24 protein-coding genes are annotated in these 24,680 nt (G+C 69.0%); 16 read left to right on the top strand and 8 right to left on the bottom strand.

What is annotated here, in order from left to right; all coding sequences use genetic code 11:
• Positions 1-22 precede the first annotated feature (22 nt).
• Genes dnaE through ATL42_RS06555 form a run of 3 tightly spaced genes read left to right on the top strand, consistent with a single transcriptional unit; the run spans position 23 to position 4,484 of the window.
• A complete protein-coding gene (gene dnaE / locus ATL42_RS06565; RefSeq protein WP_098454658.1) occupies positions 23-3,586 on the top strand; it encodes a DNA polymerase III subunit alpha in 3,564 nt (1,187 codons plus the stop codon).
• On the top strand, positions 3,583-4,065 hold the full coding sequence (locus ATL42_RS06560) for an NUDIX hydrolase (RefSeq protein ID WP_211281786.1): 483 nt from the start codon (positions 3,583-3,585) through the stop codon (positions 4,063-4,065). Before dnaE ends, ATL42_RS06560 begins: the two co-directional genes overlap by 4 nt.
• 11 nt (positions 4,066-4,076) lie before the next feature.
• Positions 4,077-4,484: a pyridoxamine 5'-phosphate oxidase family protein gene (locus ATL42_RS06555; protein ID WP_098454657.1), complete on the top strand. Its 408-nt coding sequence runs from the start codon at positions 4,077-4,079 to the stop codon at positions 4,482-4,484.
• Between the two features lie 53 nt (positions 4,485-4,537).
• Here the strand turns inward: ATL42_RS06555 and ATL42_RS06550 are convergent, their stop codons facing one another.
• Positions 4,538-4,756 carry an RNA-binding S4 domain-containing protein gene (locus ATL42_RS06550; RefSeq protein WP_098454656.1) on the bottom strand — a complete coding sequence of 73 codons (219 nt, stop codon included), beginning with the start codon at positions 4,754-4,756 and terminating at the stop codon, positions 4,538-4,540.
• A 150-nt stretch (positions 4,757-4,906) separates the two neighbouring features.
• On the opposite strand from ATL42_RS06550, the gene hisD reads away from it, so the two are divergent.
• A complete protein-coding gene (hisD, locus tag ATL42_RS06545) occupies positions 4,907-6,232 on the top strand; it encodes a histidinol dehydrogenase (RefSeq protein ID WP_098454655.1) in 1,326 nt (441 codons plus the stop codon).
• 28 nt (positions 6,233-6,260) lie between these two features.
• Here hisD and ATL42_RS06540 read toward each other — a convergent pair whose 3' ends face one another.
• Complete coding sequence (locus ATL42_RS06540; protein ID WP_098454654.1) at positions 6,261-7,223, bottom strand: ArsR/SmtB family transcription factor; 963 nt, start codon at positions 7,221-7,223, stop codon at positions 6,261-6,263.
• A 55-nt stretch (positions 7,224-7,278) separates the two neighbouring features.
• On the opposite strand from ATL42_RS06540, the gene ATL42_RS06535 reads away from it, so the two are divergent.
• Positions 7,279-8,640, top strand: a complete 1,362-nt coding sequence (locus ATL42_RS06535) for an MFS transporter (protein WP_169925354.1) — start codon at positions 7,279-7,281, stop codon at positions 8,638-8,640.
• A 12-nt stretch (positions 8,641-8,652) separates the two neighbouring features.
• Here ATL42_RS06535 and ATL42_RS06530 read toward each other — a convergent pair whose 3' ends face one another.
• Positions 8,653-11,361 (bottom strand): RecQ family ATP-dependent DNA helicase, encoded by a 2,709-nt coding sequence (locus ATL42_RS06530; protein ID WP_245862214.1) that lies wholly within the window; start codon positions 11,359-11,361, stop codon positions 8,653-8,655.
• A 176-nt stretch (positions 11,362-11,537) separates the two neighbouring features.
• On the opposite strand from ATL42_RS06530, the gene ATL42_RS06525 reads away from it, so the two are divergent.
• The 6 genes from ATL42_RS06525 (at position 11,538) to ATL42_RS06500 (ending at position 15,974) form a co-directional block, all read left to right on the top strand.
• On the top strand, positions 11,538-12,704 hold the full coding sequence (locus ATL42_RS06525) for a histidinol-phosphate transaminase (protein ID WP_098454652.1): 1,167 nt from the start codon (positions 11,538-11,540) through the stop codon (positions 12,702-12,704).
• Entirely contained in the window at positions 12,701-13,306 is a 606-nt protein-coding gene (gene hisB, locus ATL42_RS06520; RefSeq protein WP_098454651.1) for an imidazoleglycerol-phosphate dehydratase HisB, read from the top strand. Before ATL42_RS06525 ends, hisB begins: the two co-directional genes overlap by 4 nt.
• Complete coding sequence (locus ATL42_RS06515) at positions 13,303-13,758, top strand: hypothetical protein (protein ID WP_098454650.1); 456 nt, start codon at positions 13,303-13,305, stop codon at positions 13,756-13,758. Before hisB ends, ATL42_RS06515 begins: the two co-directional genes overlap by 4 nt.
• A complete protein-coding gene (gene hisH / locus ATL42_RS06510) occupies positions 13,755-14,402 on the top strand; it encodes an imidazole glycerol phosphate synthase subunit HisH (RefSeq protein ID WP_098454649.1) in 648 nt (215 codons plus the stop codon). Before ATL42_RS06515 ends, hisH begins: the two co-directional genes overlap by 4 nt.
• Positions 14,403-14,484: 82 nt before the next feature.
• Positions 14,485-15,216, top strand: coding sequence for a bifunctional 1-(5-phosphoribosyl)-5-((5-phosphoribosylamino)methylideneamino)imidazole-4-carboxamide isomerase/phosphoribosylanthranilate isomerase PriA (gene priA / locus ATL42_RS06505; protein ID WP_098454648.1), 732 nt, complete (start codon positions 14,485-14,487; stop codon positions 15,214-15,216).
• The gene (locus ATL42_RS06500) at positions 15,213-15,974 is read left to right on the top strand and encodes an SseB family protein (protein WP_425443189.1); all 762 of its coding nucleotides are present in this window, start codon (positions 15,213-15,215) and stop codon (positions 15,972-15,974) included. The genes priA and ATL42_RS06500 overlap by 4 nt, the downstream gene beginning before the upstream one ends.
• A gap of 18 nt (positions 15,975-15,992) precedes the next feature.
• On the opposite strand, the gene ATL42_RS06495 is transcribed toward ATL42_RS06500, so the two are convergent.
• From ATL42_RS06495 to ATL42_RS06475, 5 genes are all read right to left on the bottom strand, one after another.
• Positions 15,993-16,751, bottom strand: a complete 759-nt coding sequence (locus tag ATL42_RS06495) for a S1C family serine protease (RefSeq protein ID WP_098454647.1) — start codon at positions 16,749-16,751, stop codon at positions 15,993-15,995.
• Positions 16,748-17,494, bottom strand: coding sequence for a hypothetical protein (locus ATL42_RS06490; RefSeq protein ID WP_098454646.1), 747 nt, complete (start codon positions 17,492-17,494; stop codon positions 16,748-16,750). Before ATL42_RS06490 ends, ATL42_RS06495 begins: the two co-directional genes overlap by 4 nt.
• A 119-nt stretch (positions 17,495-17,613) precedes the next feature.
• Complete coding sequence (locus ATL42_RS06485; RefSeq protein ID WP_098454645.1) at positions 17,614-17,988, bottom strand: DUF1844 domain-containing protein; 375 nt, start codon at positions 17,986-17,988, stop codon at positions 17,614-17,616.
• 116 nt (positions 17,989-18,104) lie between these two features.
• The gene (locus tag ATL42_RS06480; protein ID WP_098456389.1) at positions 18,105-19,598 is read right to left on the bottom strand and encodes a catalase; all 1,494 of its coding nucleotides are present in this window, start codon (positions 19,596-19,598) and stop codon (positions 18,105-18,107) included.
• Positions 19,599-19,669: 71 nt separating this feature from the next.
• On the bottom strand, positions 19,670-20,098 hold the full coding sequence (locus ATL42_RS06475; RefSeq protein ID WP_098454644.1) for a Fur family transcriptional regulator: 429 nt from the start codon (positions 20,096-20,098) through the stop codon (positions 19,670-19,672).
• A 503-nt stretch (positions 20,099-20,601) separates the two neighbouring features.
• Here ATL42_RS06475 and infC point away from each other — a divergent pair.
• From infC to ATL42_RS06450, 5 genes are all read left to right on the top strand, one after another.
• Complete coding sequence (gene infC / locus ATL42_RS16840; RefSeq protein ID WP_098454643.1) at positions 20,602-21,573, top strand: translation initiation factor IF-3; 972 nt, start codon at positions 20,602-20,604, stop codon at positions 21,571-21,573.
• 123 nt (positions 21,574-21,696) lie between these two features.
• The gene (rpmI, locus tag ATL42_RS06465) at positions 21,697-21,891 is read left to right on the top strand and encodes a 50S ribosomal protein L35 (protein ID WP_098454642.1); all 195 of its coding nucleotides are present in this window, start codon (positions 21,697-21,699) and stop codon (positions 21,889-21,891) included.
• A 69-nt stretch (positions 21,892-21,960) separates the two neighbouring features.
• Positions 21,961-22,347: a 50S ribosomal protein L20 gene (gene rplT, locus ATL42_RS06460; RefSeq protein ID WP_098454641.1), complete on the top strand. Its 387-nt coding sequence runs from the start codon at positions 21,961-21,963 to the stop codon at positions 22,345-22,347.
• A 70-nt stretch (positions 22,348-22,417) separates the two neighbouring features.
• Entirely contained in the window at positions 22,418-23,278 is an 861-nt protein-coding gene (locus ATL42_RS06455) for a TrmH family RNA methyltransferase (protein ID WP_098454640.1), read from the top strand.
• 8 nt (positions 23,279-23,286) lie between these two features.
• On the top strand, positions 23,287-24,666 hold the full coding sequence (locus ATL42_RS06450; protein ID WP_098454639.1) for an amino acid permease: 1,380 nt from the start codon (positions 23,287-23,289) through the stop codon (positions 24,664-24,666).
• Positions 24,667-24,680 lie beyond the last annotated feature (14 nt).

Below are 24,680 nucleotides of genomic sequence, written 5' to 3'. Positions count from 1 at the left end.
CGAGCCGATCTAGACTCGTCGCATGCCGTCTGCACCTGCCTCGAGCTCCGAGGATTTCGTCCACCTCCATGTCCACACCGAGTACTCGATGCTCGACGGTGCGGCTCGGCTCGGTGACCTCTTCGACGAGACGGTCCGGCTCGGTCAGAAGGCCATCGCGACGACGGACCACGGATACCTCTTCGGTGCGTACGACTTCTGGAAGCAGGCGACGGCCGCGGGCGTGAAGCCCATCATCGGCGTCGAGGCGTACGTCACTCCAGGGACGTCGCGGTTCGACTCGACGCGTGTGCGCTGGGGCGACGCGAGCCAGGCGGGCGACGACGTCTCTGCCCGCGGCTCGTACACGCACATGACGTTGTGGGCGCGCAACAACGACGGTCTCCACAACCTCTTCCGGATGAGCTCTCTGGCGTCTCTCGACGGCCAGATGGGCAAGTGGCCGCGCATGGACCGCGACCTGCTCTCGCGCTATGCCAGCGGGATGATCGGCTCCACCGGCTGCCCGTCGGGGGAGGTGCAGACGCGGCTGCGTCTGGGCCACTACGACGAGGCGGTCCGCGCAGCGGGTGAGCTGCAGGACATCTTCGGCCGCGAGAACTACTACGTCGAGCTCATGGACCACGGCCTCGACATCGAGACCCGCGTGTACAAGGACCTCCTGCGGATCGCGAAGGACATCGGGGCGCCGGTCGTCGCGACGAACGACCTCCACTACGTCAAGCAGGAGGACAGCCACTCTCACGACGCGCTCCTGTGCATCAACTCCGGCTCGACGCTCGCCGACCCCGACCGGTTCTCCTTCTCCGGTGACGGCTACTACGTCAAGTCCGCGTCGGAGATGCGCCACCTGTGGCGAGAGCTGCCCGAGGCCTGCGACAACACGCTGCTCATCGCCGAGCAGTGCGACGTCTCGTTCAACACCTCGGCGAACTACATGCCGAACTACCCGTGCCCGGAGGGCGAGGACGAGACCTCGTGGTTCGTCAAAGAGGTCGAGGCGGGCCTGCGGTACCGCTATCCGGGCGGGGTCTCGGACGAGGTGCGCCAACGAGCCGACTACGAGACGCGCGTCATCTCCCAGATGGGCTTCGAGGGCTACTTCCTCGTCGTCGCGGACTTCATCAACTGGTCGAAGGACAACGGGATCCGGGTCGGTCCCGGCCGTGGCTCGGGTGCCGGTTCCATGGTCGCGTACGCCCTGCGGATCACCGACCTCGACCCGATCCAGCACGGTCTGCTGTTCGAGCGCTTCCTCAACCCGGACCGTGTGTCCATGCCCGACTTCGACGTCGACTTCGACGAGCGCAGGCGCGGTGAGGTCATCCGGTACGTCTCGGAGAAGTATGGCGAGGACCGCGTCGCGCAGATCGTCACGTACGGCACCATCAAGGCCAAACAGGCGCTCAAGGACTCGAGCCGGCTCCTCGGGATGCCGTACGCGATGGGGGAGAAGCTCACCAAGGCGATGCCGCCCGCCATCATGGGCAAGGACATCACGCTCACGGGGATCTTCGACCCGTCCGACAAGCGGTACAACGAGGCTGAGGAGTTCCGCCAGGTCCACGCCACCGACCCGGAGGCTCAGCGCGTCGTCGAGCTCGCGAAGGGGATCGAGGGCCTGAAGCGCCAGTGGGGCGTCCACGCTGCGGGCGTCATCATGTCGAGCGACCCGCTCATCGACATCATCCCGATCATGCGTCGTCTTCAGGACGGGGCTGTGATCACGCAGTTCGACTACCCGAAGTGCGAAGAGCTCGGGCTCATCAAGATGGACTTCTTGGGGCTGCGCAACCTCACGATCCTCGACGATGCTCTCGAGAACATCGTCATGAACGGCAAAGAGCCTGTCGTGCTCGAGACCCTGGCACTCGACGACTCCGCGACCTACGCGCTCCTCGGACGCGGAGACACCCTAGGGGTCTTCCAGCTCGACGGCGGCGGCATGCGCACGCTCCTCAAGCTCATGCGCCCCGACAACTTCGAGGACATCTCCGCCGTCGGTGCGCTGTACCGGCCCGGGCCGATGGGTGCGAACTCCCACACGAACTACGCGCTGCGCAAGAACGGCCTGCAGGAGGTCACACCGATCCATCCTGAGCTCGAGGAGCCGCTCCTCGAGATCCTCGGGACCACGCACGGCCTGATCGTCTACCAAGAGCAGGTCATGGCCATCGCGCAGAAGGTCGCCGGCTTCTCGCTCGGTCAGGCAGACATCCTGCGCCGTGCGATGGGCAAGAAGAAGAAGTCCGAGCTGGACAAGCAGTTCGAGGGATTCTCCGGCGGCATGGTCGAGCGTGGGTTCTCGATGGCGGCCGTCAAGGCGCTGTGGGACATCTTGCTGCCGTTCTCGGACTACGCGTTCAACAAGGCGCACTCTGCGGCATACGGTGTGGTCTCCTACTGGACGGCGTATCTCAAGGCGAACTACCCGACCGAGTACATGGCGGCGCTGCTCACGAGCGTGCGTGACGACAAGGACAAGTCTGCGCTCTATCTCAACGAGTGCCGGCGGATGCACATCACGGTCCTGCCGCCCGACGTGAACTCCTCGTCGGCCAACTTCACCGCTGTCGACAAGGACATCCGCTTCGGCCTCACGGCGGTGCGCAACGTCGGCGCGAACGTGGTCGACGCCGTCGTGCGTACGCGTGAGGAGAAGACAGAGTTCACGTCGTTCACCGATTTTCTCGACAAGGTCCCGGCGGTCGTCTGCAACAAGCGGACGATCGAGTCGCTCATCAAGGCGGGCGCCTTCGACTCGCTCGGGCACACGCGCCGTGCGCTGCAGGTGGTGCACGAGCAGGCTGTCGACTCGGTCATCGGCGTCAAGCGCAAAGAGGCCGAGGGCCAGTTCGACCTCTTCGCCGGGTTCGGCGGCGAGGATGACGAAGGCATGTCGTTCACGGTCGACATCCCGGACCTTCCCGACTGGGAGAAGAAGCAGCTGCTCGCGTTCGAGCGGGACATGCTCGGGCTCTACGTCTCGGACCATCCACTCTCGGGTCTCGAGCACGTCTTGGCGCAGGCGGCCGAGACGTCGATCGCGGCGCTCCTGTCGGACGAGTCGCGCCACGACGGCTCGACAGTCGTCATCGCCGGCCTCATCACGTCGTTGCAGCGCAAGATGTCCAAGCAGGGCAACCCGTGGGCAGCCGTGACGATCGAGGACCTCGACGGCGGTGTCGAGGTGATGTTCTTCGGTGAGACATACCTCGCGTACTCGACGATCCTCGCGGAAGACCAGGTCGTCGTGCTGCGCGGACGGGTCCGTCGCCGCGACGAGACGATGCAGCTCCAGGCGATGGAGGTCTCGCTCCCGGACATCTCGACAGGGGGCGACTCCCCGGTCGTCGTGACGCTCGCCGAGTCGAGGTGCACGCAGGACGTGGTGGAACGGCTCCGGGAGATCCTCCGTACGCACCCGGGGAGCACCCCGCTGCACCTGAGCCTCACGAGCCCGGGGCGGACGAAGGTCATGCGGGTCGGCGACGCCTTGCGGGTCCAGCGCAACCCGTCCTTGTACGGGGACCTCAAGGCGCTCCTCGGTCCGAGCTGTCTCGCGTCGAGCACCACGACAGCGTGACGGCGTCCGGTCCGGTGCGGTTCCAGGTGGTCCCGGCGGCGTACGTCGTCTTCCTCCGGGAGGGGCAGGTGCCCGGGATCCTTCTTCAGCTGCGTCGAGACACCGGGTACATGGACGGGTACTGGGCGACGGCTGCGGCAGGCCACGTCGAGCAGGGGGAGTCGGTCGTCGACGCTGCGCTGCGGGAGGCGCACGAGGAGCTCGGTCTGGTCCTCGCTGCCGACCAGCTCGAGCCGCTGACCGTCATGCACCGCACGCTGCCCGGCGGCGGACCGATCGAAGAACGCGTGGACTTCTTCTTCCGGTGCACCCGGTGGGACGGCGACCCGTCGCTGCAGGAACCTGAGAAGGCCGCAGACCTGCGCTGGTTCGGGTGGGACGCTCTGCCTGAGCTCGTGGTGCCGCACGAGCGGGCCGTCTTCGACGCGGTTCGCCGAGGCGGAGCCCCGAGGCTCATGACGTTCGGGTTTGCCGCATAGACTCGTGCGTTGTGATCCATCTGACGCCTGAGCAGCACGTGTTCGTCACCGAGCGCCATCTCGCGACGTTGTCGACCCTGCGGGCGGACGGTTCGCCGCACGTCGTCCCGGTCGGTTTCACCTGGGACCCGGACGCCGGGGTCGTGCGCATCACGACGAGCGGTGACAGCGTCAAAGCGCTCAACGCAGACCGGACCGGCCCCGACGGGAGACCGGCCCGCGCGGCTGTCTGCCAGGTCGACGGCGGGCGGTGGATCACCCTCGAAGGTCCCGTGAGCGTCTCGCGCGAGCCGGAAGAGATCGACGAAGCGGTCGTGCGGTACGCACGTCGCTACCGCGAGCCGCGGGAGAACGCCCGGCGGGTCCTGCTCGTCATCGTCGTGGACAAGGTGATGAGCTCCAGCTACATGGCGCGCTGACTGGCCCGCGCGACGGCGTCTCGTCTAGGCGCCCCGGGTGCGCTGGACGACTGTCAGCCGACCTCGGCGCTGAACTGCCCGGCGGGAGCATCGACGGTGACCACGTCGCCCTTGTGGAGCTGACGGCCGCGTCGCGTGTCCACCTCGCCGTTGACGGACACCTCGCCGTCGGTGATGAGCTCGCGGGCCTGTGCCCCGGACTCGGCGAGGCCCGCCAGCTTGAGGAACTGGCCCAGGCGGATGATGTCGTCGGTGATCTCTACACGCTCCATAGGGCTATTCTCCCGCGTGGAGATGCGACCGGGGACCACGGCTGGTGCGGGCGGCGGTGACGGACGCCGTGCTCCGGAGAGCCTGCCCGTCGCTCTCTGCCCGACCCAGAGGGCTCGGCGAGGGACTGCCGCTCCGCCTAGGATGGGCGGGTGATCAATCGACTCGACCTGCGAGGTCGCTCCCTGTCTGCTCGTGAGCTCATCGAGGCGCTGCCGCGCGCCGAGGTCCGGGTGGAGGATGCCGCCGCGGTCGTCGAGCCGATCATCGCCGCTGTGCGCGAGCGCGGCGCTGCGGAGCTCCGAGACCTTGCTGAACGCTTCGACGGGGTCCGTCCGACGCACCTGCGCGTCCCGGCCGACGACGTCGCACGAGCGCTCCTGGAGCTCGATCCCGCTGTGCGGGCGGCCATCGAGGAGTCCATCTCCCGGGTCCGTGCCGTCCACGCGGCCCAGCTTCCCGCGCCCTTCACCGTCGACCTCGCTCCCGGAGCGCAGGTCCGCCAGCGGTGGGTGCCGGTGCGGCGTGTGGGGCTCTACGTCCCGGGGGGACTCGCGGTCTACCCGTCCTCGGTCATCATGAACGTCGTCGCAGCGCAAGAAGCAGGAGTGCGCTCGCTCGCGGTCGCCTCGCCCCCGCAGCGGTCGGGTGGAGGTCTGCCGCACCCGACGATCCTCGCTGCGTGCGCGCTGCTCGGGATCGACGAGATCTATGCCGTGGGCGGTGCGCAGGCGATCGCGATGTTCGCCTACGGGGCGACCGGGAGCGAGCCGCAGGACGGCGCGATCCTCTGCGAGCCGGTCAACGTCGTCACGGGTCCCGGGAACGTCTACGTCGCTGCGGCGAAGCGTCTCGTCCGCGGGGTCGTGGGCATCGACGCAGAGGCCGGCACCACCGAGATCGCGATCCTCGCCGACGCAGGCGCCGACCCGGGCCACGTCGCAGCCGACCTCATCAGCCAGGCGGAGCACGACCCGGCTGCGGCTGCGGTGCTCGTCACGCCGAGCGTCGAGCTCGCGAGCGCCGTCGAGGCGCGTCTGACCGACGCGGCGCTCGCGACCCGTCACTCCGAGAGGGTGCTCCAGGCGCTCGCGGGTCCGCAGTCCGCGATCGTCCTCGTCGACAGCGTCGACCACGGCATCGAGGTGGTCGACGCGTACGGCGCCGAGCACCTCGAGATCCAGACGGCGGACGCGGCCGCCGTCGCCGAGCGGATCACGAACGCGGGTGCGATCTTCGTCGGTCCGTACTCTCCGGTGTCGCTCGGGGACTACATGGCCGGTTCCAACCACGTCTTGCCGACGGGTGGCTGTGCGCACTTCGCGAGCGGGCTCGGCGTGCACAGCTTCATCAAGGCGGTGCAGGTCATCGAGTACTCGGCGGACGCCCTCGAGGAGATCGCGACCAGGATCGTCGCTTTCGCCGATGCGGAGGACCTTCCCGCGCACGGTGAGGCTGTTCAGGCTCGCTTCGTCTGACCTCGGTGCGCGGGGCCCGCGCGTGGTCCTACTGCGCGGACAGCGGAGCGAGCGCAGCGCCGACCGAGCTCGTGAGGTAGAGCACGGAGCGGCCGTGCCTGGCTCGGGTGAGGAGCCCGGCGTCGTGCATGACGCGCAGGTGCTGGTTGACGGCGCTCGTCGTGATGCCGAGCCGTCGAGCGAGCTCCGTCGAGGAGGTCGGTTCGTGGAGCGCCTCGAGAAGGGTCGCGCGGGTGCGGCCGAGGAGGTCGACGAGCGCGGTGCCTGCGGTGGGGAGAGCAGGCTCGAGGAGCGTGGCTGCGCCGCGCGCCGGGTAGACGACCGACGGTGGCGCGCTGTCGTGGACCGGTGAGGACATCCGTAGCGTGAAGAGGCTGGGGATGAGGGTGAGCCCCGCCCCGCCGGTCTCGACGATGCGTACACGGGGGTCTCGGTGGCACAGGGTGACGTACCTGCCGTCGAAGGCCACCGCGGGGGAGAGGCCTGCGAACATGCCGGCGAGGCCGGTGCGACTGATCGCGCGACCCCGAAAGACGATGTCGGCGTCGAGGACCCCGCGCATGCGCGACCACGACGGCTGGAACGACGTCTGCCAGTAGGCACCCACCGCTTCGACGATGCGGGCACGGACAGCCGCCGGGCGGCCCCGCAGGAGTGCCGGTCGCGAGGTGTGGACGGCGTCGAGGTCACGCTCGACGAGGTCGTCCGCGAGGGTGGCCAGCGTAGCGATCTCGTCGTCGAAGCGCGTCAGCGGGCTCACCGGGACGGGCGTGAGGAAGTCAGGGACCCACAGTCGTTCGTCGACGAGAGCGCGGAGGATCGCGAGATCCGTCGGCGCGGTGCTCTCGGCGACCGTGCGGACCCACGAGAGGTGCGCAGGGAATCGTGCGGGGTAGCTCAGGGCGCGCAGCGAGAGACCGAGCTCGTTGAGCGGAGACAGCGCGAAACGGACGGCGCTGAGATCGGAGTCGGAGATCGTGTATCGAAGCATGAAGTCATATCCTTCATCATTGGGATCCGCGTGTCATCTGCCCTGTGATGGTGCGGTGCTCCCCTCCACCACTTCTCGCGCGACCGTCCGCTCCCGACGGATCCAGGACGAGCTGACACGGACGTTCCGCCCCGACGACGCGGTCGCCCGTGCACTCACCGCAGCCTCGATGTCCCTCACCGTCGCCAACGGCATGTTCTACGCGGTCTCAGCGCTGCTGTTCACGAGGTCGATGGGCATCGACCCGATCACTGTCGGCATCGGTCTGACCGTCGCCGGGGCGGTCGGCGTCCTCGCCTCGCTCGGCGCGGGCTTCCTCGCCGACCGGGTGGGCGCCCTCCGCCTGCTCATCGTGTGCGTCCTCGTCCAGGGGCTCGCGCTCGCGTCGTTCGCCGTCGCTGACGGCGTCGTGGCCTTCGTCCTCATCGCGTGCCTCGCGACGGGGACCCGCCAGGCCGGTGGCGCGGCGCGCTCCGCCCTCGTCGCCCGCTCGTTCACCGGGCCCACCCGCATCGAGATGCGCGCGCGGCTGCACGTCGTCGTGAACATCGGGATCGGGATCGGCACGTGTGTCGCCGCCGGCGCTCTGCTCGTGGACACCGACGTCGCCTACCGTGCGAGCGTGCTCGTCGTCGGTCTGCTCGCCACGAGCGGTGCGGTGCCGCTCGTCCGTCTCGCCCGACGGTCGGTCGCCGTGGAGCTCGTCGAACCGGTGCTCGTGGTCCCGGTGCTCGTCGAACCGGACGGGCGTGCCCGGTCCGAGGACCACGCCGCGCTCGCGGACGGGCCGCCGGAGGGCTCGGGCGAGGCGCAGCCCCGCGGACGGTCCCCGTTCCGTGATCCTGCTTACCTCACGATGGTGGGGCTCACGAGCGTCTTCGGCATCCACTTCGGCATGCAGACGGTGGGGCTGCCGCTCTGGATCGCCGGACACACGCAGGCGCCGACGATCATGATCTCCGTCCTGCTGCTGGTGAACACCGTTCTGGTGGCGCTGTTCCAGGTGCGCTTCTCTCGCAGGGCTACGTCGGTCGTCTCTGCTGCCCGGACGATGACCCGCGCCTGCGTCGTGCTCGCGCTCGCCTGCGGGCTCTACGCCGCGGCAGCGCTCGGCAACGCCCTCCTCGCGGTCGTGCTGCTCCTCGTGGCCGCGATCGTGCACGCCGCAGCCGAGCTCTGGGGCGAGGCCGGGTCGTGGACCTTGTCTTTCGACATGGCTGACGAACGGACCGCTGGTGCCTACCAAGGCGTGAGCCAGACGGGCCAGTCCATCGCGATGATGGCAGCCCCGCTCCTCGTCACCGCGACGGCGATCGCTCACGGCGTCGCCGGGTGGGCTGCGCTCGCTGTGCTCTTCCTCCTCGTCGCTGTCGGTTTCGTGCTCGGTGGTCGCCGCTGGCAGCAGTCGACGCGCTGACCCGCCGGCGTGTCAGCGCTGCGCGAGGACCAGCGGCAGGACCGTGCGTGCGCCGGCGGCACGCAGCAGACGTGCAGCGACAGCCTGCGTCCACCCGGAACCGACGAGGTCGTCGACGAGCAGCAGCGCACGGCCCTCGAGCCCGGCCGCAGCGGCAGGGCTCAGCTCGAGCACGAGCCGCTTCTCCACGGACGCCAGGCGCATCGCGGAGTTCACGTCGTGACGCCCAGGCTCCTCGTGAGCCGGTGCAGGGCCGATGGTGCCGACGAAGGGCTTTCCCAGGTAGGTCGCGAGCCCGTGTGCGAGGTGCTGGACGAGCACGGGCCGTGTCGTCGACCGGATCGCCACGACGCCGTCGACGGCCTTCCCAGCAGGCCACGCGTCGAGCACCTGGACGACGGCTCGGCGCAGGTGCACAGGGGTCTCACCGTCGGGGGTGCTTGGTGCGAAGAGCTCGCGGAGCGGCTGGGACCAGCCGAGGCCGTCGAGCCGGGCGACAGCGCGCCCGGGCGCGGCCTGCTGCGACTCGGGGATCTTGCCCTTGAGGTCGACGTCGAGCGATGCCATCCCCGACGGCCACATCTTGCGCGGCTCGATCGTCACTCCAGGGACGTCCATCGCCTGGCGGGCCTGCGACACGTGCTCGGTGCTCGGCGCAGCGGGCACGTCCGCGCCGCCGCAGTTGTCGCACCGTCCGCACCGCGTCCCGGGCGCCAGGTCCGGGTCGTCGAGCGTGGCACGCAGGAACGCCATGCGGCAGCCGTCCGTCGCGATGTAGTCGAGCATCGTGCGCTGCTCGGCGAGCCGGGCCTGCTCGACGCGCGCATACCTGTCCGCGTCGTAGGACCATCCCTGTCCGGTGGACTCCCAGCCGCCCTTGACACGCTTGACCGCCCCGTCGACGTCGAGCACCTTGAGCATCATCTCGAGACGGGAGCGCGTGAGATCCACCTGGGTCTCCAGCGCCGGGGCTGACTGCGTGCCGCCGCGGGCCAGGGCGTCGAGCGTGGCCCGCACCTGGTGCTCCTGCGGGAAGGCCAACGATCCGAAGTACTCCCAGATCCGGCGGTCCTCCTCGCCGGGGAGCAGCACGACCAGCGCGCTGTCGACGGCGCGTCCCGCACGCCCGACCTGCTGGTAGTACGCGATCGGCGAGCTCGGAGCCCCCATGTGGACGACGAACCCGAGATCGGGCTTGTCGAAGCCCATCCCGAGGGCGGACGTCGCGACGAGCGCCTTGACCCGGTTGGCCTTGAGGTCCGCCTCGAGCGACTCCCGCTCGGTCGGGTCGGTGCGACCGGTGTAGGCCGCGACGGGGATCCCGGCGGCCTTGAGCTGGGCGGCCACCTGCTCGGCCACGGAGACCGTGAGGCAGTAGACGATCCCGGACCCCTGGACCGAGCGGAGGGCCTCGAGCAACCAGGCGACCCGGGTGGGCTGGTCGCCCAGACGCAGGACGCTGAGGTGCAGCGACTCACGGTCCAGACCGCCGCGCAGGACGAGCACCTCGGCACGGGCTCCGTCGGCGCCGGGCACCTCGAGCTGCTCCGCCACGTCTTGCGTGACCCGCGAGTTGGCCGTCGCGGTCGTCGCGAGGACAGGGATCCCGGTCGGGAGCTCTCCGAGGAGCGTGCGGATGCGGCGGTAGTCGGGCCGGAAGTCGTGCCCCCAGTCGGAGACGCAGTGGGCCTCGTCGATGACGACGAGGCCGGCGTCTGCCGCTAGGCGTGGCAGGACCTCGTCCCGGAAGCCGGGGTTGTTCAGACGCTCGGGCGAGCACAGCAGGACGTCGATCTGCCCGGACTCGATCTGCGCATGGATCTGGTCCCACTCGGTGACGTTGGCCGAGTTGATGGTGGCAGCACGGATCCCGGCACGCTCGGCCGCAGAGATCTGGTCGCGCATGAGGGCGAGCAGCGGCGAGATGATGATCGTGGGCCCCGCGCCTCGGGCGCGCAGGAGCGCGGTGGACACGAAGTACACGGCCGACTTGCCCCAGCCGGTGCGCTGGACCACGAGTGCACGGCGGTGCTCGCGCACGAGCGCGTCGATCGCTGTCCACTGGTCGTCGCGCAGCACCACGTCCTGACGGCCGACGAGACGGCGCAGCGCGGCCTCGGCCTCGGGACGCAGGTCTTCGTCGTCGCCCACGACCACAGACGTCGCGGTGCGGGGGACCGGTCGGACCGTCGGACGCTCCGACGCGCGTCCAGCGGGGCGTCTCGTGGAACTCCTTTGTGCGGGTGCGCCGTCTGCGGGGTGCGGCTCGTCCGCCCACGCGGGGTCGCCGGGCGGTTCGTCGAAGTAGGGGACGTCCTTGTACGGGTCGTCGTAGCCCGCCTCGTCCTGTGCAGGCGCGTCCTGTGCCTGCTCGACGGGGGCCTGGCGAGCGACAGGCACGTCGGCGATGCGTGGTTCGACAGCCTCAGGTTCGACGGGAGCCGACTCTGGGGCCGGAGTCTCGTCGACCGCCGCCTCGTCCGGGTCGTCACTGCTCTCGTCAGCCTCGGCGAGCTCGTCGGGAACCGGAAGGTTCATGAGCTGGCGGGCATCGATCGACGACGTCCCCCAGGCGGGTGAGTCGTCGACGATCGGTGCGCGGCGTGTCGTCGGCAGCTTCGACCAGTCCGGCTCGACGCCCCACCGCTTCGGACCGCGTGGCTTGACCGGTCCGCCGTCGGTGTCGGAAGCGGGCAGCGCGGGATCAGCGGGAGACGTCATGCGTCCACCCTAGAGACTCTCGTGGCTGGTGTGCGCCGCGCGGTGCACCCTGTGGACGGACCGTGCTCCGGCTGCTCAGGCGAGCCGAGCACCACGGCGGCGACAGGCGGCTGCAGGAGGCCACAGGACGGACGGTGACCGAATCGTCTCGACACCTTCTCTAGACTAGGTGGGTGATGTCGACGCCCCCTTCTTCCGAACGATCTGCTTCTCGCGAGCGTTCCTCTCGCCTGCCCGCGCGCCCGGGGATCGCTGGCATGGAGCCGTACGGTGCGCCCCAGCTCGACGTCCCGCACCTGCTCAACGTCAACGAGAACCCCTACCCGCCGAGCGCCGAGGTCGTCGAGACGATCGCCCGTGACGTCGCGGCAGCTGCCGGCGGTCTCAACAGGTACCCCAACCGGGAGTTTCTCGCCCTGCGCAGCGACCTCGCCGACTATCTGGCGACGGAGTCCGGGGTGCGGGTCGCACCCGAGCAGGTCTGGGCTGCGAACGGCTCGAACGAGGTCATGCTCCACCTCCTCCAAGCGTTCGGTGGTCCTGGCCGCGCGGCGCTGTCCTTCGCCCCGACGTACTCGATGTACCCGGAATATGCCCGTGACACCCTCACGGAGTGGATCGCCGGGCGGCGCGAGACGGACTTCACCGTGGATCCGGACGTCGCCACGGCAGCGGTGCTCGAGCACCAGCCGTCCGTGATCCTCCTCACGTCGCCGAACAACCCCACGGGCACGACCCTCCCGTCGAGCACCGTCCGCGCTGTGTGCGAGGCTGCGCTCGCGGTCGACGTGGACGGTGCACCTGCGGTGGTCGTCGTCGACGAGGCCTACGGTGAGTTTCGCCGCGACGGCGTCCCGTCGGCGATGGAGCTGCTGTCGACCTACCCGAACCTGGCAGTGAGCCGGACGATGTCGAAGGCCTTCGCGCTCGCGGGCGCACGGGTGGGCTATCTTGCCGCGTCGCGCGACCTCGTCGACGTGCTCCGCGTCGTGCGTCTGCCGTACCACCTCTCGGCCGTGACGCAGGCTGTCGCACGGGCGGCGCTCAAGCACTCGGCGACCTTGCTCGCGCAGGTCGACGCCCTGCGCGCCGAGCGTGACGCGACCGTCGAGTGGCTCCGCAGCCGACAGCTGGCTGGCGTTCCTCTCGAGGTCGCTGACACGGACGCCAACTTTGTGCTCTTCGGTTCGTTCGACGACCGTCATGCGGTGTGGCAAGGTCTTCTCGACCGTGGTGTGCTCATCCGTGAGACGGGCCCGGACGGCTGGCTGCGGGTATCGATCGGTACCCCGCAGGACATGGTGGCGTTCAAGGACGCACTGGTGGAGGTGGCAGGACTGTGAGCGGTTCCCGCACGGCACGCATCGAACGCACGACGAGCGAGTCGAGCGTCCTCGTCGAGATCGACCTCGACGGGACGGGGCGCACGGAGATCTCGACCTCGGTGCCGTTCTACGACCACATGCTCACGGCCCTGGGCAAGCACTCGCTCATCGACCTCACGGTCCGTGCGACGGGCGACACCCACATCGACGTCCACCACACGGTGGAGGACGTCGCCATCGCGCTCGGTGAGGCGCTGCGGATCGCGCTCGGGGACAAGGCCGGCATCGGCCGCTTCGGCGACGCCCTCGTCCCCCTCGACGAGGCGCTCGCCCAGGCGGTGGTCGATGTCTCCGGCCGACCGTACCTCGTCCACACCGGCGAGCCTGCAGGCCAGGAGTACCACCTCATCGGTGGTCACTTCACCGGATCGCTGACCCGGCACGTGCTGGAGTCTGTCGCTCACCACGCCGGCATCTGCATCCACATGCGTGTTCTCGCAGGCCGCGACCCGCACCACATCGTCGAGGCGCAGTTCAAGGCGCTGGCGCGCGCGCTCCGCGCAGCAGTCGAACCTGACGCGCGGGTGCACGGCATCCCGTCGACGAAGGGGGCGCTGTGACGTCGCAGGCCACTCCGAAGATCGCGATCATCCTCACCCAGGTCGCCACGGCCGAGGCGCTCGCCGCGGCCTGTGCTCTGAGCAAGATCCAGGTCGATGCGGTGACCTCGCCCATCGGTGCGTACGCCGTGTGCCGTGATGCCTCGGGTGACGGGCCCGAGGCGCTGGCGAAGGCTGTCTCCACCTTGGTCAAGACGGTGCCGCTCGTCCTCGTCGAGATGGAGGGCGGCCAGATCTCCGCAGGCCAGTGGCAGGCGGGGGAGCGCACGGGCGACCTCGCACCAGGCCTCGTGCTCGACGGTGCCCCGCACGAGTTCGAGGACCTGCTCCTCGGCGTGACGTCGGTCAAGGACCTCGACGGTGTCGTGTCGAGCTCAGGCATCTCCCGCTGGAAGGCCGCTCGGAGCCTCGCAGCCGCTGGGGGCCGTTCGGCACGCAAGGCCCGTCGATGAGCGCCCCACGCTCGGTCGTCGTCCTCGACTACGGTTTCGGCAACGTGCGCTCGGCCGTGCGCTCGCTGGAGCGGGCGGGCGCGGACGTCACGCTGACCGCCGACCCGGTGCTCGCGAGCGAGGCCGACGGCCTTGTCGTGCCGGGTGTCGGTGCCTTCGCTGCGTGCATGAAGGGCCTTGACGCGGTGCGCGGCGGACAGATCATCGAGCGACGTCTCGCTGGTGGTCGGCCGGTCCTCGGGATCTGTGTCGGCATGCAGATCATGTTCGACGCAGGCGAGGAGCACGGGGCGCACGCCGAGGGCCTGGCGCAGTGGCCTGGTGTCGTCGACCGTCTCGAGGCTCCGGTGGTGCCGCACATGGGCTGGGACACGGTCGACGCCCCGGACGGTTCTGTGCTCTTCGACGGGGTCGAGGACGAACGCTTCTACTTCGTCCACTCGTACGCGGCCCGCACCTTCACTCTCGGCGCGGACGAGCCGGTCGACGGGCGGTTCAAGCCCCCCGCCGTCACGTGGTCCGACCACGGTGGACGGTTCGTCGCTGCCGTCGAGAACGGCCCGCTCAGCGCCACGCAGTTCCACCCCGAGAAGTCTGGTGACGCAGGGGCCCACCTGCTGCGGAACTGGCTCGGTTCCCTCTGACGTCTGGGGTGCGCTCGTCGTGCCCCCGCAGCTCAACCATCCCGCACCCGCCCGAACGGTTCCCCGAGAGGATCCCTCCGCCATGTCTGATCGCCTCATCCTCCTGCCCGCCGTCGACGTCGCGGACGGGCAGGCAGTACGGCTCGTCCAGGGGGAGGCCGGCTCGGAGACGTCGTACGGCGACCCGTTGACGGCCGCTCTCGACTGGCAGGCCGGCGGCGCGGAGTGGATCCACCTCGTGGACCTCGATGCCGCGTTCGGTCGTGGCTCCAACGCCGAGCTCCTCGCTGACGTCGTCGGTCGGCTCGATGTCAAGGTGGAGCTCTCCGGAGGCATCCGGGACGACGAGTCGCTGGCGCGAGCGCTCGCGACGGGGTGCTCCCGCGTCAACCTCGGTACGGCTGCGCTCGAGAACCCTGAGTGGACGGCCAAGGTCATCGCCGAGCGCGGCGACACGATCGCGGTCGGCCTCGACGTGCGCGGGACGACGCTCGCGGCACGTGGCTGGACCCAGGAGGGCGGGGACCTCTGGGAGGTGCTCACCCGGCTCGATGCGGCAGGGTGCGCGCGCTATGTCGTGACCGACGTGACGAAGGACGGCACGCTGCGCGGACCCAACATCGAGCTGCTGCGTGAGGTCGCGGCGCGGACGGACGCGCCGGTCGTGGCGTCGGGCGGGATCTCGAGCCTGGACGACCTGGCAGCCTTGCGCGGGCTCGTCGCTGCCGGGGTGGAAGGGACCATCGTCGGCAAGGCGCTCTACGCCGGGGCGTTCACGCTGCCGCAGGCTCTCGACGTCGCTGGCCGTCCGTGACGTCGGTGCCGCCCGACGAGACTCCCGAGACCGCGCTCGTCGGACGGGCGCTCCCTGGGGCGTCTCCGTTCGCTGGCGACGACGGCTCGGCAGACGAGCAGCTTGCCGCTCTCCTGACGGGACACGACGACGGCTCGGTCTCGCTCGCCGCGGTGGTCGACCGTCTCGCGCAGGTCAGAGTTCTCGTCCCGGTGCTTGCCGAGCTCGACGTGGCAGACGAGGGCGAGCACGGCCACGTGATCGACAAGGAAGCATCGGCTGGGGTCGTCGCGCTCCAGTCGCCGGACGGTCGGCGGGCTCTGCCGGTGTTCACGAGCGTCGCGAGCATGGCGGCGTGGCGTGCCGACGCGCGTCCTGTGCCGGCTGACGCGACGCGTGCGGCGCTGTCTGCCGTGAGCGAGGACTGGGCTCTGCTCGTCATCGACCCTGGTGGTCCCGTGAGCGTCCTCGTGCCGCGCCCTGCTGTCTGGGCGATCGCTCAGGGCAAGCCGTGGCGGCCCGCCGTCGTCGACGGGACGGTCGATCCTGAGATCGCGGACGCTGTTCGCGAGGCAGTCTCAGGACTACCGTCGGTCGCTCGGGTGCGCGCTGAGACGGGCCGGACCGCAGAGGTCGCTGTGGTCCTCGGGATCGACTCAGGTCTCACGCGGACGGAGCTCACCGGCGTCCTGGCCACGGTGAACGCAGCTCTGGCGGCGAGCTCGGTCATCAGCGAGCGGGTCGACTCGCTAGAGCTGCGGGTCGGTCGCGCCGACTGAGCACGCCGACCGGGGGAGTCAGCAGACGGGCTCGGGGGCTGCGACGAATCCTGCTTCGTCAGCGAGCAGGTCGCGCAGGGTGGTCACCGGAACGAGGTAGCTGAGCCCGTTCGAGTTCTTCGCGTAGACGACGCCGATGACCTTGCCGTCCGGGTCGAGGGCCGCAGATCCCGAGCTTCCGGGCTCGACGGGCGCATCGGTGAGGAGCACCTGCCCGAGGTTCTCGTTGAGCGGGTCGGACGTGTACTCCAGCACGGTCCCGTTCGTCGCCTTGAGCGCCCCACCGTTCGGGTAGCCGACGACGGTGACCGAGTCACCGGGCTTCGGGTCGGCTTCAGCGAGCTCAGGATAGGCGTCGAGGTCCTCGGCGGTCCGCACGACGGCGAGGTCGGCGAGCGCGGCGGTGCCCGACGTGGTGACGTCGACGTCACGCCCGTCGTACGTGCTCAGCTGGATGTCTTGGTTGCCTTCCACCACGTGCTTGTTCGTGATGAGCGTCCGGGCATCGATGGCGAAGCCGGTACCGCGGATGACGTCGTCGCAGCTGACGTTGCGGATCCGTACGGCCATGCGCATGGCCGAGTCGAAGCCGTCGGGGGAGAGGTTCCCGGGGTTGACGGGTGCGGTCCCGGATCCTTCGGCGGGAACGACGGAGGTCGGCATCGGTCCGGGGAAGTCGGGGACGACGGCGCAGCCGGTCATGACGAGTGCTGTCGCGACGAGCCCGAGCCCCAGGGTCTGGAGCCGACGTAGCGGCTGGCTGCCGACGGTCCTCATGAGGCCGACAGGTCGCGCTGGAGCGAGTTGTAGTCGTCGACGGCTGCCGCGCAGACGGTGTCGGCCTGGGTGGCAGCCGTCTGGATGATCTCGGGCGTCGTCGTGTCGGGAGCCGCGAGGTATCCCATGACGGTGTTCTGAGCAGTGACGCAGTCACCGAGGGACGCTGAGACGTTGAGGGCGGTCTGGGCCACCTCTTGGACGTCGTTGGCGAGAATCTTCTGGCTCTCCCGGTCGTCGCCGACCTGGGCCTTCTCGTCTGCGAGCTCGGTGATCCGCGTCTGGGCGGTAGCGAGCTGGTCGCGGACGATCGACAGCTCAGACGTCATGCCGGCGACGTCCCCGGTGAGGTCGGCGACCTCGCCTCCGAGGTCTCGCGACTGTGCTTCCCACTCGCTGCTGCGGGCCTCCCACTGGTTCGAGAGGATCGCCAGGTAGGTGCCGACTCCGACGGCGAGGGCAAGCGCGAACGAGAGCACGATGATCGCTGCGCCTCGACTGCGCGGCGCACGGTAGGTGTGAGCCGAGGTGTGCGAACCAGGCAGGGACCGGTCGGTCGATCCGTGTGCCGCGTCTCCTCCGGCGTGGCGCGCCGTCGTGTTCTCGCTGTCGACGGCGTGCGGCACGCCGACGGGTGTGCTGACTCGCTGGAGAACGACAGGGGTGTGCACCGAGACGGGTGCGAACGCAGGGACGTCGAAGGACGGCCGGGGAGCAGCCGGGTATGGCTCGAGGACCGGCATGGCCACGGTCTCGATCGACGCAGGAACGGGAGGAGCGGCAGCATGCCGATCTGGTTCCGTGTCGGCTCTGGTCGCGTCGTCGGTGAGAGGGCGGGGAGCGTCCTCGGGCGCTGTTCCGGTCAACTCACGGCTCCGGTGAACTTCTCGCCCGGCCCCTCACCCGGAGCGTCGGGGTAGATCGACGCTTCGCGGAACGCGAGCTGGAGCGAGCGCAGGCCGTCCCGGAGGGATCGGGCATGCTGGTTGCCGATGTCCGGTGCAGCCGTCGTGACGAGCGCAGCGAGAGCGGAGATGAGCTTGCGAGCCTCGTCGAGGTCGAGGTGGTCTGCCGCGTTCTCCTCGTCGGCGAGGCCGCACTTGACGGCAGCGGCGCTCATGAGGTGGACCGCCGCGGTCGTGATGACCTCCACGGCGGCGACGTCCGCGATGTCGCGGACGGCCTGCGGTGCGAGACGCTCGGCGGCGGGGACTTCGTGGCTGGTCTCAGACGTCATGGTCCTATTGTCACAAACAATACGGACTTCTGGGTGAACATGTGGTGATGACGGCTGCAGGACCGGCACCGCGCGGATGCCGGTCCTGCAGTCACGCTCGTGGAGCGACGGAGGAGCTACTCGCCGACGCCGACGGGCTCGGCCGACTCGTTCGCGGTCTGGGCCGGGCTCTCGAGGTTGGCCCGCAGCTGGGCGCCGAGCGTCTCGTCGACGCTCGTCCAGTACCAGATCGCACGCTCACGGATCTCTGGCGTCGTGACGCCTCCGACGGCGCCGGTGAGGGTCTCGAGGAAGCGGGCCTTCGCCGCGTCGTCGAACACGTCTCGGTAGAGGGCTCCCGCCTGGCCGAAGTCCGAGTCGTCAGCGCGCAGGGTCGCTGCGGCGCGGACGAGCTCGCCGTCCTGCTCCCAGCTGCCTGCACCGGCTCGGGCCTCGTCTGCGACGGGACCACCCTTGGAGTTCGGTGCGTAGACGGGCGTCGTCGCCGAGCTGAAGTGGTGACGCTGTGCGCCGTCCTGCGAATAGTTGTGCACCGGGGCCTTGGGCGCGTTGACCGGCAGCTGGTTGTAGTTGGTGCCGACGCGGTACCGCTGAGCGTCGGGGTAGGAGAAGATGCGCGCCATGAGCATCTTGTCCGGGCTCGCGTCGATGCCCGGGACGAGGTTCGCCGGGGAGAACGCCGCCTGCTCGATCTGTGCGAAGAAGTTCTCCGGGTTGCGGTTGAGCGTGTGCGTCCCGACCTTGATGAGGGGGTAGTCGGAGTGCGGCCAGACCTTCGTGACGTCGAAGGGGTTGAAGCGGTAGGTCTTGCCCTCTTCGTACGGCATCACCTGGACGTGGACGTCCCAGGACGGGAAGTCGCCCGACTCGATGGCCTCGTAGAGGTCGCGACGGTAGTAGTCGGCGTCCCCGCCGGCGATGAGCTCGGCCTCAGAGCCCTCCATCTCGACGTTGCCCTGGTTCGAGGTGAAGTGGTACTTGACCCAGAACCGCTCGCCCTCGGCATTGATCCACTGGTACGTGTGCGAGCCGAAGCCGGGCATCTCGCGCCACGAGCGGGGAAGCCCGCGGTCGCCCATGAGGTAGGTGACCTGGTGCGCCGACTCGGGCGACAGGGTCCAGAAGTCCCACTGCATGTCGGCGTCGCGGAGCCCGGAGCCCGGCAGACGCTTCTGGGAGTGGATGAAGTCGGGGAACTTGATGCCGTCGCGGATGAAGAACACCGGGGTGTTGTTCCCGACGATGTCGTAGTTGCCTTCGGTCGTGTAGAACTTCACCGAGAACCCACGGACGTCGCGCCAGGTGTCGGGGCTGCCTTGCTCGCCGGCGACGCTGGAGAAGCGCTGGAGCGTCTCGGTTGTGGCGCCAGGCTGGAAGACGGCTGCGCGCGTGTAGCGAGAGACGTCGCCGGTGACCTCGAAGGTGCCGAACGCCCCGCCGCCCTTGGCGTGGACGATGCGCTCCGGGATGCGCTCGCGGTTGAACTGCGCGAGCTTCTCGACGAGGTAGCGGTCGTGGAGCGCCGTCGCACCGTCGGGACCCGCGGTGAGGGAGTGCTCGTCGCTCGGGACGGGCGCCCCCGTCTGGCTGGTCGTGAAGTTGTCAGTCACAGGTGTCTCCTTGGTGTGGTCGGACGATGGGTGCTCGTGGTCGAGAAGATCAGGACGGCAGGCGTGCACGCTCACGGCATGCTGCGTGCTCGACAGTGGGGGCAGAGCCCCCAGAAGGTGACCTCGGCCTCGTCGATGGTGAAGCCGTGGTCGGTCGTGGGTGTGATGCAGGGGGCGTGCCCGATGGTGCAGTCCACGTCTTCGAGGGCTCCGCACCGACGGCACACGATGTGGTGGTGGTTGTCGCCGACCCGACGCTCGTAGCGGGCTGGGTGCCCGGCCGGCTCGATCCGACGGACGAGGCCCGCGGCTGCCAGCGCCGCGAGGATGTCGTAGACCGCCTGGACCGAAGCGGTGCCGATGGCAGCGCGGACGGCCGCGACGACGTGCTCGACGTCCGCGTGAGGGTGACGGCTGACGGCCTCGAGGACCGCCAGCCGGGTTGCGGTCACGCGCAGTCCTGCCGAGCGGAGCTCGACGTCGAACGGGGCGATTGTCATGACTTCATCAAAGCATGCAATCTGGAATGAGTCCAGGATTCGATCAACTCCATGAAAATGTGTGCGTGGCTGAACGGCGACCAGCGAGCAGGTCGCTACAGACGTTCCGAGGTCGAGGTCGGCGATGTAGCCCCGGGGGTGCAATGCCGTGTCGAGCATCTCGGTGAACGGGTGGTAGAGTCATCAGTCGACCGACTTGTGTTTGCTGCTCGTGTAGTCGTCAGTAGATCTTTTCTCTGGTGACAGCGCAGCGCGACCACAGGTGCGCAAGTGGATTTCATCCCACCCGAGTCTCGATCGCTCACGCAAGTGACAGCAGAGTCCGGGTCCGGTCCGAGTTGTCCGCGGAGTCTCGACGATCCGCGGACGTGAGCAGCAGTGCCTCGCGTGATGTGTGAGCGGAGCAGTGCGTTCGTCGGATGTGATGGCCTCCACCCTGCGCTCAGGGATGGGGGCCTTTCTCATTCCCGACGGACCAGCTACCGAGTGTTTAGGAGCATCACATCAGCGAGCCTCGCATCAACGATCGGATCCGCGTCCCCGAGGTCCGACTCGTCGGCCCAGGTGGGGAGCAGGTCGGCGTCGTCCGCATTGAGGTCGCCCTGAGCCTTGCCCAGGACGCTGATCTCGATCTGGTCGAGGTCGCCCCTGACGCACGCCCGCCGGTGTGCAAGCTCATGGACTTCGGGAAGTTCAAGTACGAGTCGGACATGAAGGCCCGTGAGGCGCGCCGCAACCAGGCGAACACCGTCCTCAAGGAGATCCGCTTCCGTCTCAAGATCGACCCGCACGACTACGGGACCAAGAAGGGCCACGTCGAGCGCTTCCTCAGCGCCGGCGACAAGGTCAAGGTCATGATCATGTTCCGTGGGCGCGAGCAGTCTCGTCCTGAGATGGGCGTGCGTCTTCTGCAGCGTCTTGCTGAGGACGTCGTCGAGCTCGGTTTCATCGAGAGCATGCCCAAGCAGGACGGGCGCAACATGATCATGGTGCTCGGCCCGACGAAGAAGAAGGCTGACGCCAAGAGCGAGCAGCGTCGACGCACGCAGGAGACCCAGCCGACCAAGCCGGAGCGCACCGAGCGCCCGGCCGAGGACGACTCGGACCAGGCTGCGGACCGGCCCGACTTCGAGACCCAGGTCCTCGAAGCACAGGCGCAGGTAGCGGCTGAGCCTGCCCCGGTAGCTCCAGCAGAGCCTGAGCCGACGCCCGAACCGGTCGTCGCCGAGGCTCCTGCCGAGAAGGCTGCTCCGGTCAAGGCTGCTGCGCCTGCGCAGAAGGCTGCACCGGTCGACAAGACGGCGCCGGCCGCGAAGGCAGCACCGAGCGCGAAGGTGCCAGCACCGAAGCCTGCGACGCCGAAGCCAGCCACCCCGCGGCCGATGGCCAAGCCCACGGCGATGCCCAAGCAGGCGACGCCCAAGCCAGCCACCCCGCGACCTGCTGCGAAGCCCGCTCCGAAGAAGAGCGAGTAGCACAGCACCACGACCACCTGGAGAGGTCCTAGACCTCACCGAGCTGGCACCTACCGGTCCCAGCCCGACATACGTCAAGCATCGAACGTGACGCCTGACCAGACCCAAGGAGAAGCGGCAGCCATGCCGAAGAACAAGACTCACTCCGGCGCCAAGAAGCGGTTCCGCACCACCGGCGGTGGAAAGATCATGCGCGAGCAGGCTGGCATGCGTCACCTGCTCGAGCACAAGTCGAGCCGGCGCACCCGCCGTCTGTCCTCCGACCAGGTTGTCAACGCTGCCGACGTCAAGAAGATCAAGAAGCTGCTCGGTAAGTGACCCACCTGACCGGGCCTCGCGGCTCGGTCGACGGACCACCATCCAGCCCCTAACTGCAAGGAGCATCACGTGGCACGCGTGAAGCGGGCGGTCAACGCCCAGAAGAAGCGTCGTACAACACTCGAGCGCGCCAGCGGCTACCGCGGTCAGCGCTCGCGTCTCTACCGCAAGGCGAAGGAGCAGGTCACTCACTCCCTCGTCTACTCCTACCGTGACCGCAAGGCCCGCAAGGGAGACTTCCGGAAGCTGTGGATCCAGCGCATCAACGCTGCGGCCCGCGCCGAGGGAATGACATACAACCGTCTCATCCAGGGCCTCAAGGCTGCTGGTGTCGAGGTCGACCGTCGCGTGCTCGCTGAGCTCGCTGTGAGCGACGTTGCAGCGTTCAACGCGCTCGTCAAGGTCGCCAAGGCTGCTCTCCCTGAGGACGTCAACGCCCCCAGGAACGCAGCCTGAGCCAGTCGTTGCACGGTCACGGCGCTCGTCGCTGTGCCGGACCACGACAGACTTCCAGGACGCCCGGACGATGACTGAGCTGACGAACTCCCGCAGTGAGCGGGTGCGGTCGGTACGGTCGTTGGCCGGGCGTTCTGCGCGTTCCCGGACCAACAGGTTCCTCGTCGAGGGACCGCAGGGTGTACGTGAGGCGGTCGCGTTCGTTCCTGCACGGATCCGCGACGTGTACGTCTCGGCTGCGGCCGACGCGCGCTACGACGAGATCACCGGCAGCGCGCGCGCCCTCGACCTCCGCGTGCATCGTGTGAGCGACGAGGTGCTCGCAGCGATGAGCCCCGACGCACAGGGGATTCTCGCGGTGGTGGAGCAGAGCGCGACGACCGCAGGGACCGGCAGCACAGAGCACCTCCTTCTGGAGCAGCTGCGCACGGCCCCGCGCCTGGTCGCGGTGCTCTCGAACGTTCGCGACCCTGGGAACGCGGGAACCGTGATCCGTGCGGCGGACGCCGCCGGTGCTGACCTCGTGGTGCTCGCCGGCGAGAGCGTCGACATCTACAACCCCAAGGTCGTCCGGTCGACTGCAGGGTCGCTGTTCCACCTGCCTGTCCTGACCGGGATCACCGTGAGCGCGCTCGTGGGGGCGCTGCAGGCGAACGGGCTCCTGGTGCTGGCCGCCGACGGGTCGGGTGACCTCGATCTCGACGACCTCCTCGACGTCGCAGGTCCGGACGGTCGCCGGGCCGCAGGGACCCCGGACCTGGCCGGCGCGACGGCCTGGGTGTTCGGGAACGAGGCCTGGGGCCTGCGCGCGGACGAGCGTGCTCTCGCCGACGCCGTCGTCCGGGTGCCGCTCCGCGGCAAGGCCGAGTCGCTCAACCTCGCGACGGCGGCCACGGTCTGCCTGTACGCCAGCGCTCGCGCTCAGCGCTAGGAGCGACGATGGCATCGGAGCAGCACCTCTCCTCGGGGCTCAAGGTGCGCCACCTGACGATGATGGGTCTGGGGTCGGCCATCGGCGCAGGCCTCTTCCTCGGGACGGGCCAGGGGATCAAGGCCGCAGGCCCGGCCGTCCTCGTGTCGTACATGGTCGCCGGTCTCCTCGTCATCATGCTCATGCGCATGCTCGCCGAGATGGCGTCGGCCATGCCGTCGAGCGGCGCCTTCTCGATGTACGCAGAGATCGGCATCGGTCGATGGGCCGGATTCACGATGGGCTGGCTCTACTGGATCATGCTCGTCATGGTCCTCGGTGTGGAGATTACCGGTGCGTCCCAGATCGTCCACGGCTGGCTGCCCGGTGTCCCGCAGTGGCTCGTCGCGCTCGTCGTGGTGGCATTCTTCGCCGTCGTGAACCTGTCCGGTGTCCGCAGCTTCGGTGAGTTCGAGTTCTGGTTCGCGGCGATCAAGGTCGCTGCGATCGGCGCGTTCCTCGTCGTCGGCGTGCTGCTCCTCACGGGAGTCGTCGACGTCCCGTCGGCTGTCGGCATCACACCGATGCTCGACGACGGCGGGTTCGCACCGAAGGGCGTCGCCGGGATCGCGGCCGGGCTCTTGGCGGTCGTCTTCGCGTTCGGCGGGATCGAGATCGTCACCATCGCGGCGGCCGAGGCCGAGGATCCTCAGCGCAGCATCGCCCGCGCGGCGGCGAGCACCGTCTGGCGCATCCTGCTCTTCTACATCGGCTCGGTCGCCGTCATGGTTCTCGTCCTGCCGTGGGACTCGCAGCGTCTGCTCCAGGGACCCTTCGTCGCGGTCCTCGAGTTCGCCGGCCTGGAGGCCGCGGCGACGATCATGGAGGTCGTGGTCGTCGTCGCGCTGCTCTCCGCCTTCAATGCCAACGTCTACGGCACGTCGCGCATGATCTTCTCGCTCTCCCAGCGCGACGACGGCGCGCAGATGTTCCTTCACGTCTCCCGGCGCGGCGTCCCTGATGTCGCGGTGTGGACGTCCATCGTCTTCGGGCTCGTGTCCGTGGCGCTCAACGCCTGGCTCCCGGACGCGATCCTCGGCATCCTCCTCAACGCTGTCGGCGCGAGCCTCCTGGTCATGTGGGTCCTCATCGCAGTGTCTGAGCTGCGCCTGCGACCTCGCCTCGAGGAGCAAGGGCTGCTCATCGTCCGTATGTGGGGGTACCCCTACCTCACGTGGGCGACGATCGCCGGGCTCGGCGGGGTCGGGGTGCTCATGCTCTTCGACGAGACTGCGCGCCGACAGCTCGCCGCGACAGCCGGTCTGGTCGTGGTGGTGGTCGCGTCGTACTTCGTCCGACGTGCGGTCACGAGCCGATATCCGGCTCGTGCACCGAAGGGGCGCGCATAGAATCTTCAGGGCCG

Source organism: Sanguibacter antarcticus (assembly GCF_002564005.1).
Lineage (GTDB): Bacteria > Actinomycetota > Actinomycetes > Actinomycetales > Cellulomonadaceae > Sanguibacter > Sanguibacter antarcticus.
Note: the sequence above shows the minus strand (reverse complement) of the source record. Positions and strands in the feature narration are given on the sequence as shown.

Bases quoted from the DNA above. Each gene is read 5' to 3' on its own strand.
- ATL42_RS06540 (WP_098454654.1), bottom strand. From the start codon at position 7,223: ATGCTTCGATACACGATCTCCGACTCCGATCTCAGCGCCGTCCGTTTC.
- ATL42_RS06525 (WP_098454652.1), top strand. From the start codon at position 11,538: ATGTCGACGCCCCCTTCTTCCGAACGATCTGCTTCTCGCGAGCGTTCC.
- priA (WP_098454648.1), top strand. From the start codon at position 14,485: ATGTCTGATCGCCTCATCCTCCTGCCCGCCGTCGACGTCGCGGACGGG.
- dnaE (WP_098454658.1), top strand. From the start codon at position 23: ATGCCGTCTGCACCTGCCTCGAGCTCCGAGGATTTCGTCCACCTCCAT.
- ATL42_RS06495 (WP_098454647.1), bottom strand. From the start codon at position 16,751: ATGAGGACCGTCGGCAGCCAGCCGCTACGTCGGCTCCAGACCCTGGGG.
- ATL42_RS06530 (WP_245862214.1), bottom strand. From the start codon at position 11,361: ATGACGTCTCCCGCTGATCCCGCGCTGCCCGCTTCCGACACCGACGGC.
- ATL42_RS06485 (WP_098454645.1), bottom strand. From the start codon at position 17,988: ATGACGTCTGAGACCAGCCACGAAGTCCCCGCCGCCGAGCGTCTCGCA.
- ATL42_RS06490 (WP_098454646.1), bottom strand. From the start codon at position 17,494: ATGCCGGTCCTCGAGCCATACCCGGCTGCTCCCCGGCCGTCCTTCGAC.
- ATL42_RS06550 (WP_098454656.1), bottom strand. From the start codon at position 4,756: ATGGAGCGTGTAGAGATCACCGACGACATCATCCGCCTGGGCCAGTTC.
- ATL42_RS06450 (WP_098454639.1), top strand. From the start codon at position 23,287: ATGGCATCGGAGCAGCACCTCTCCTCGGGGCTCAAGGTGCGCCACCTG.
- rpmI (WP_098454642.1), top strand. From the start codon at position 21,697: ATGCCGAAGAACAAGACTCACTCCGGCGCCAAGAAGCGGTTCCGCACC.
- ATL42_RS06455 (WP_098454640.1), top strand. From the start codon at position 22,418: ATGACTGAGCTGACGAACTCCCGCAGTGAGCGGGTGCGGTCGGTACGG.
- hisH (WP_098454649.1), top strand. From the start codon at position 13,755: ATGAGCGCCCCACGCTCGGTCGTCGTCCTCGACTACGGTTTCGGCAAC.
- ATL42_RS06475 (WP_098454644.1), bottom strand. From the start codon at position 20,098: ATGACAATCGCCCCGTTCGACGTCGAGCTCCGCTCGGCAGGACTGCGC.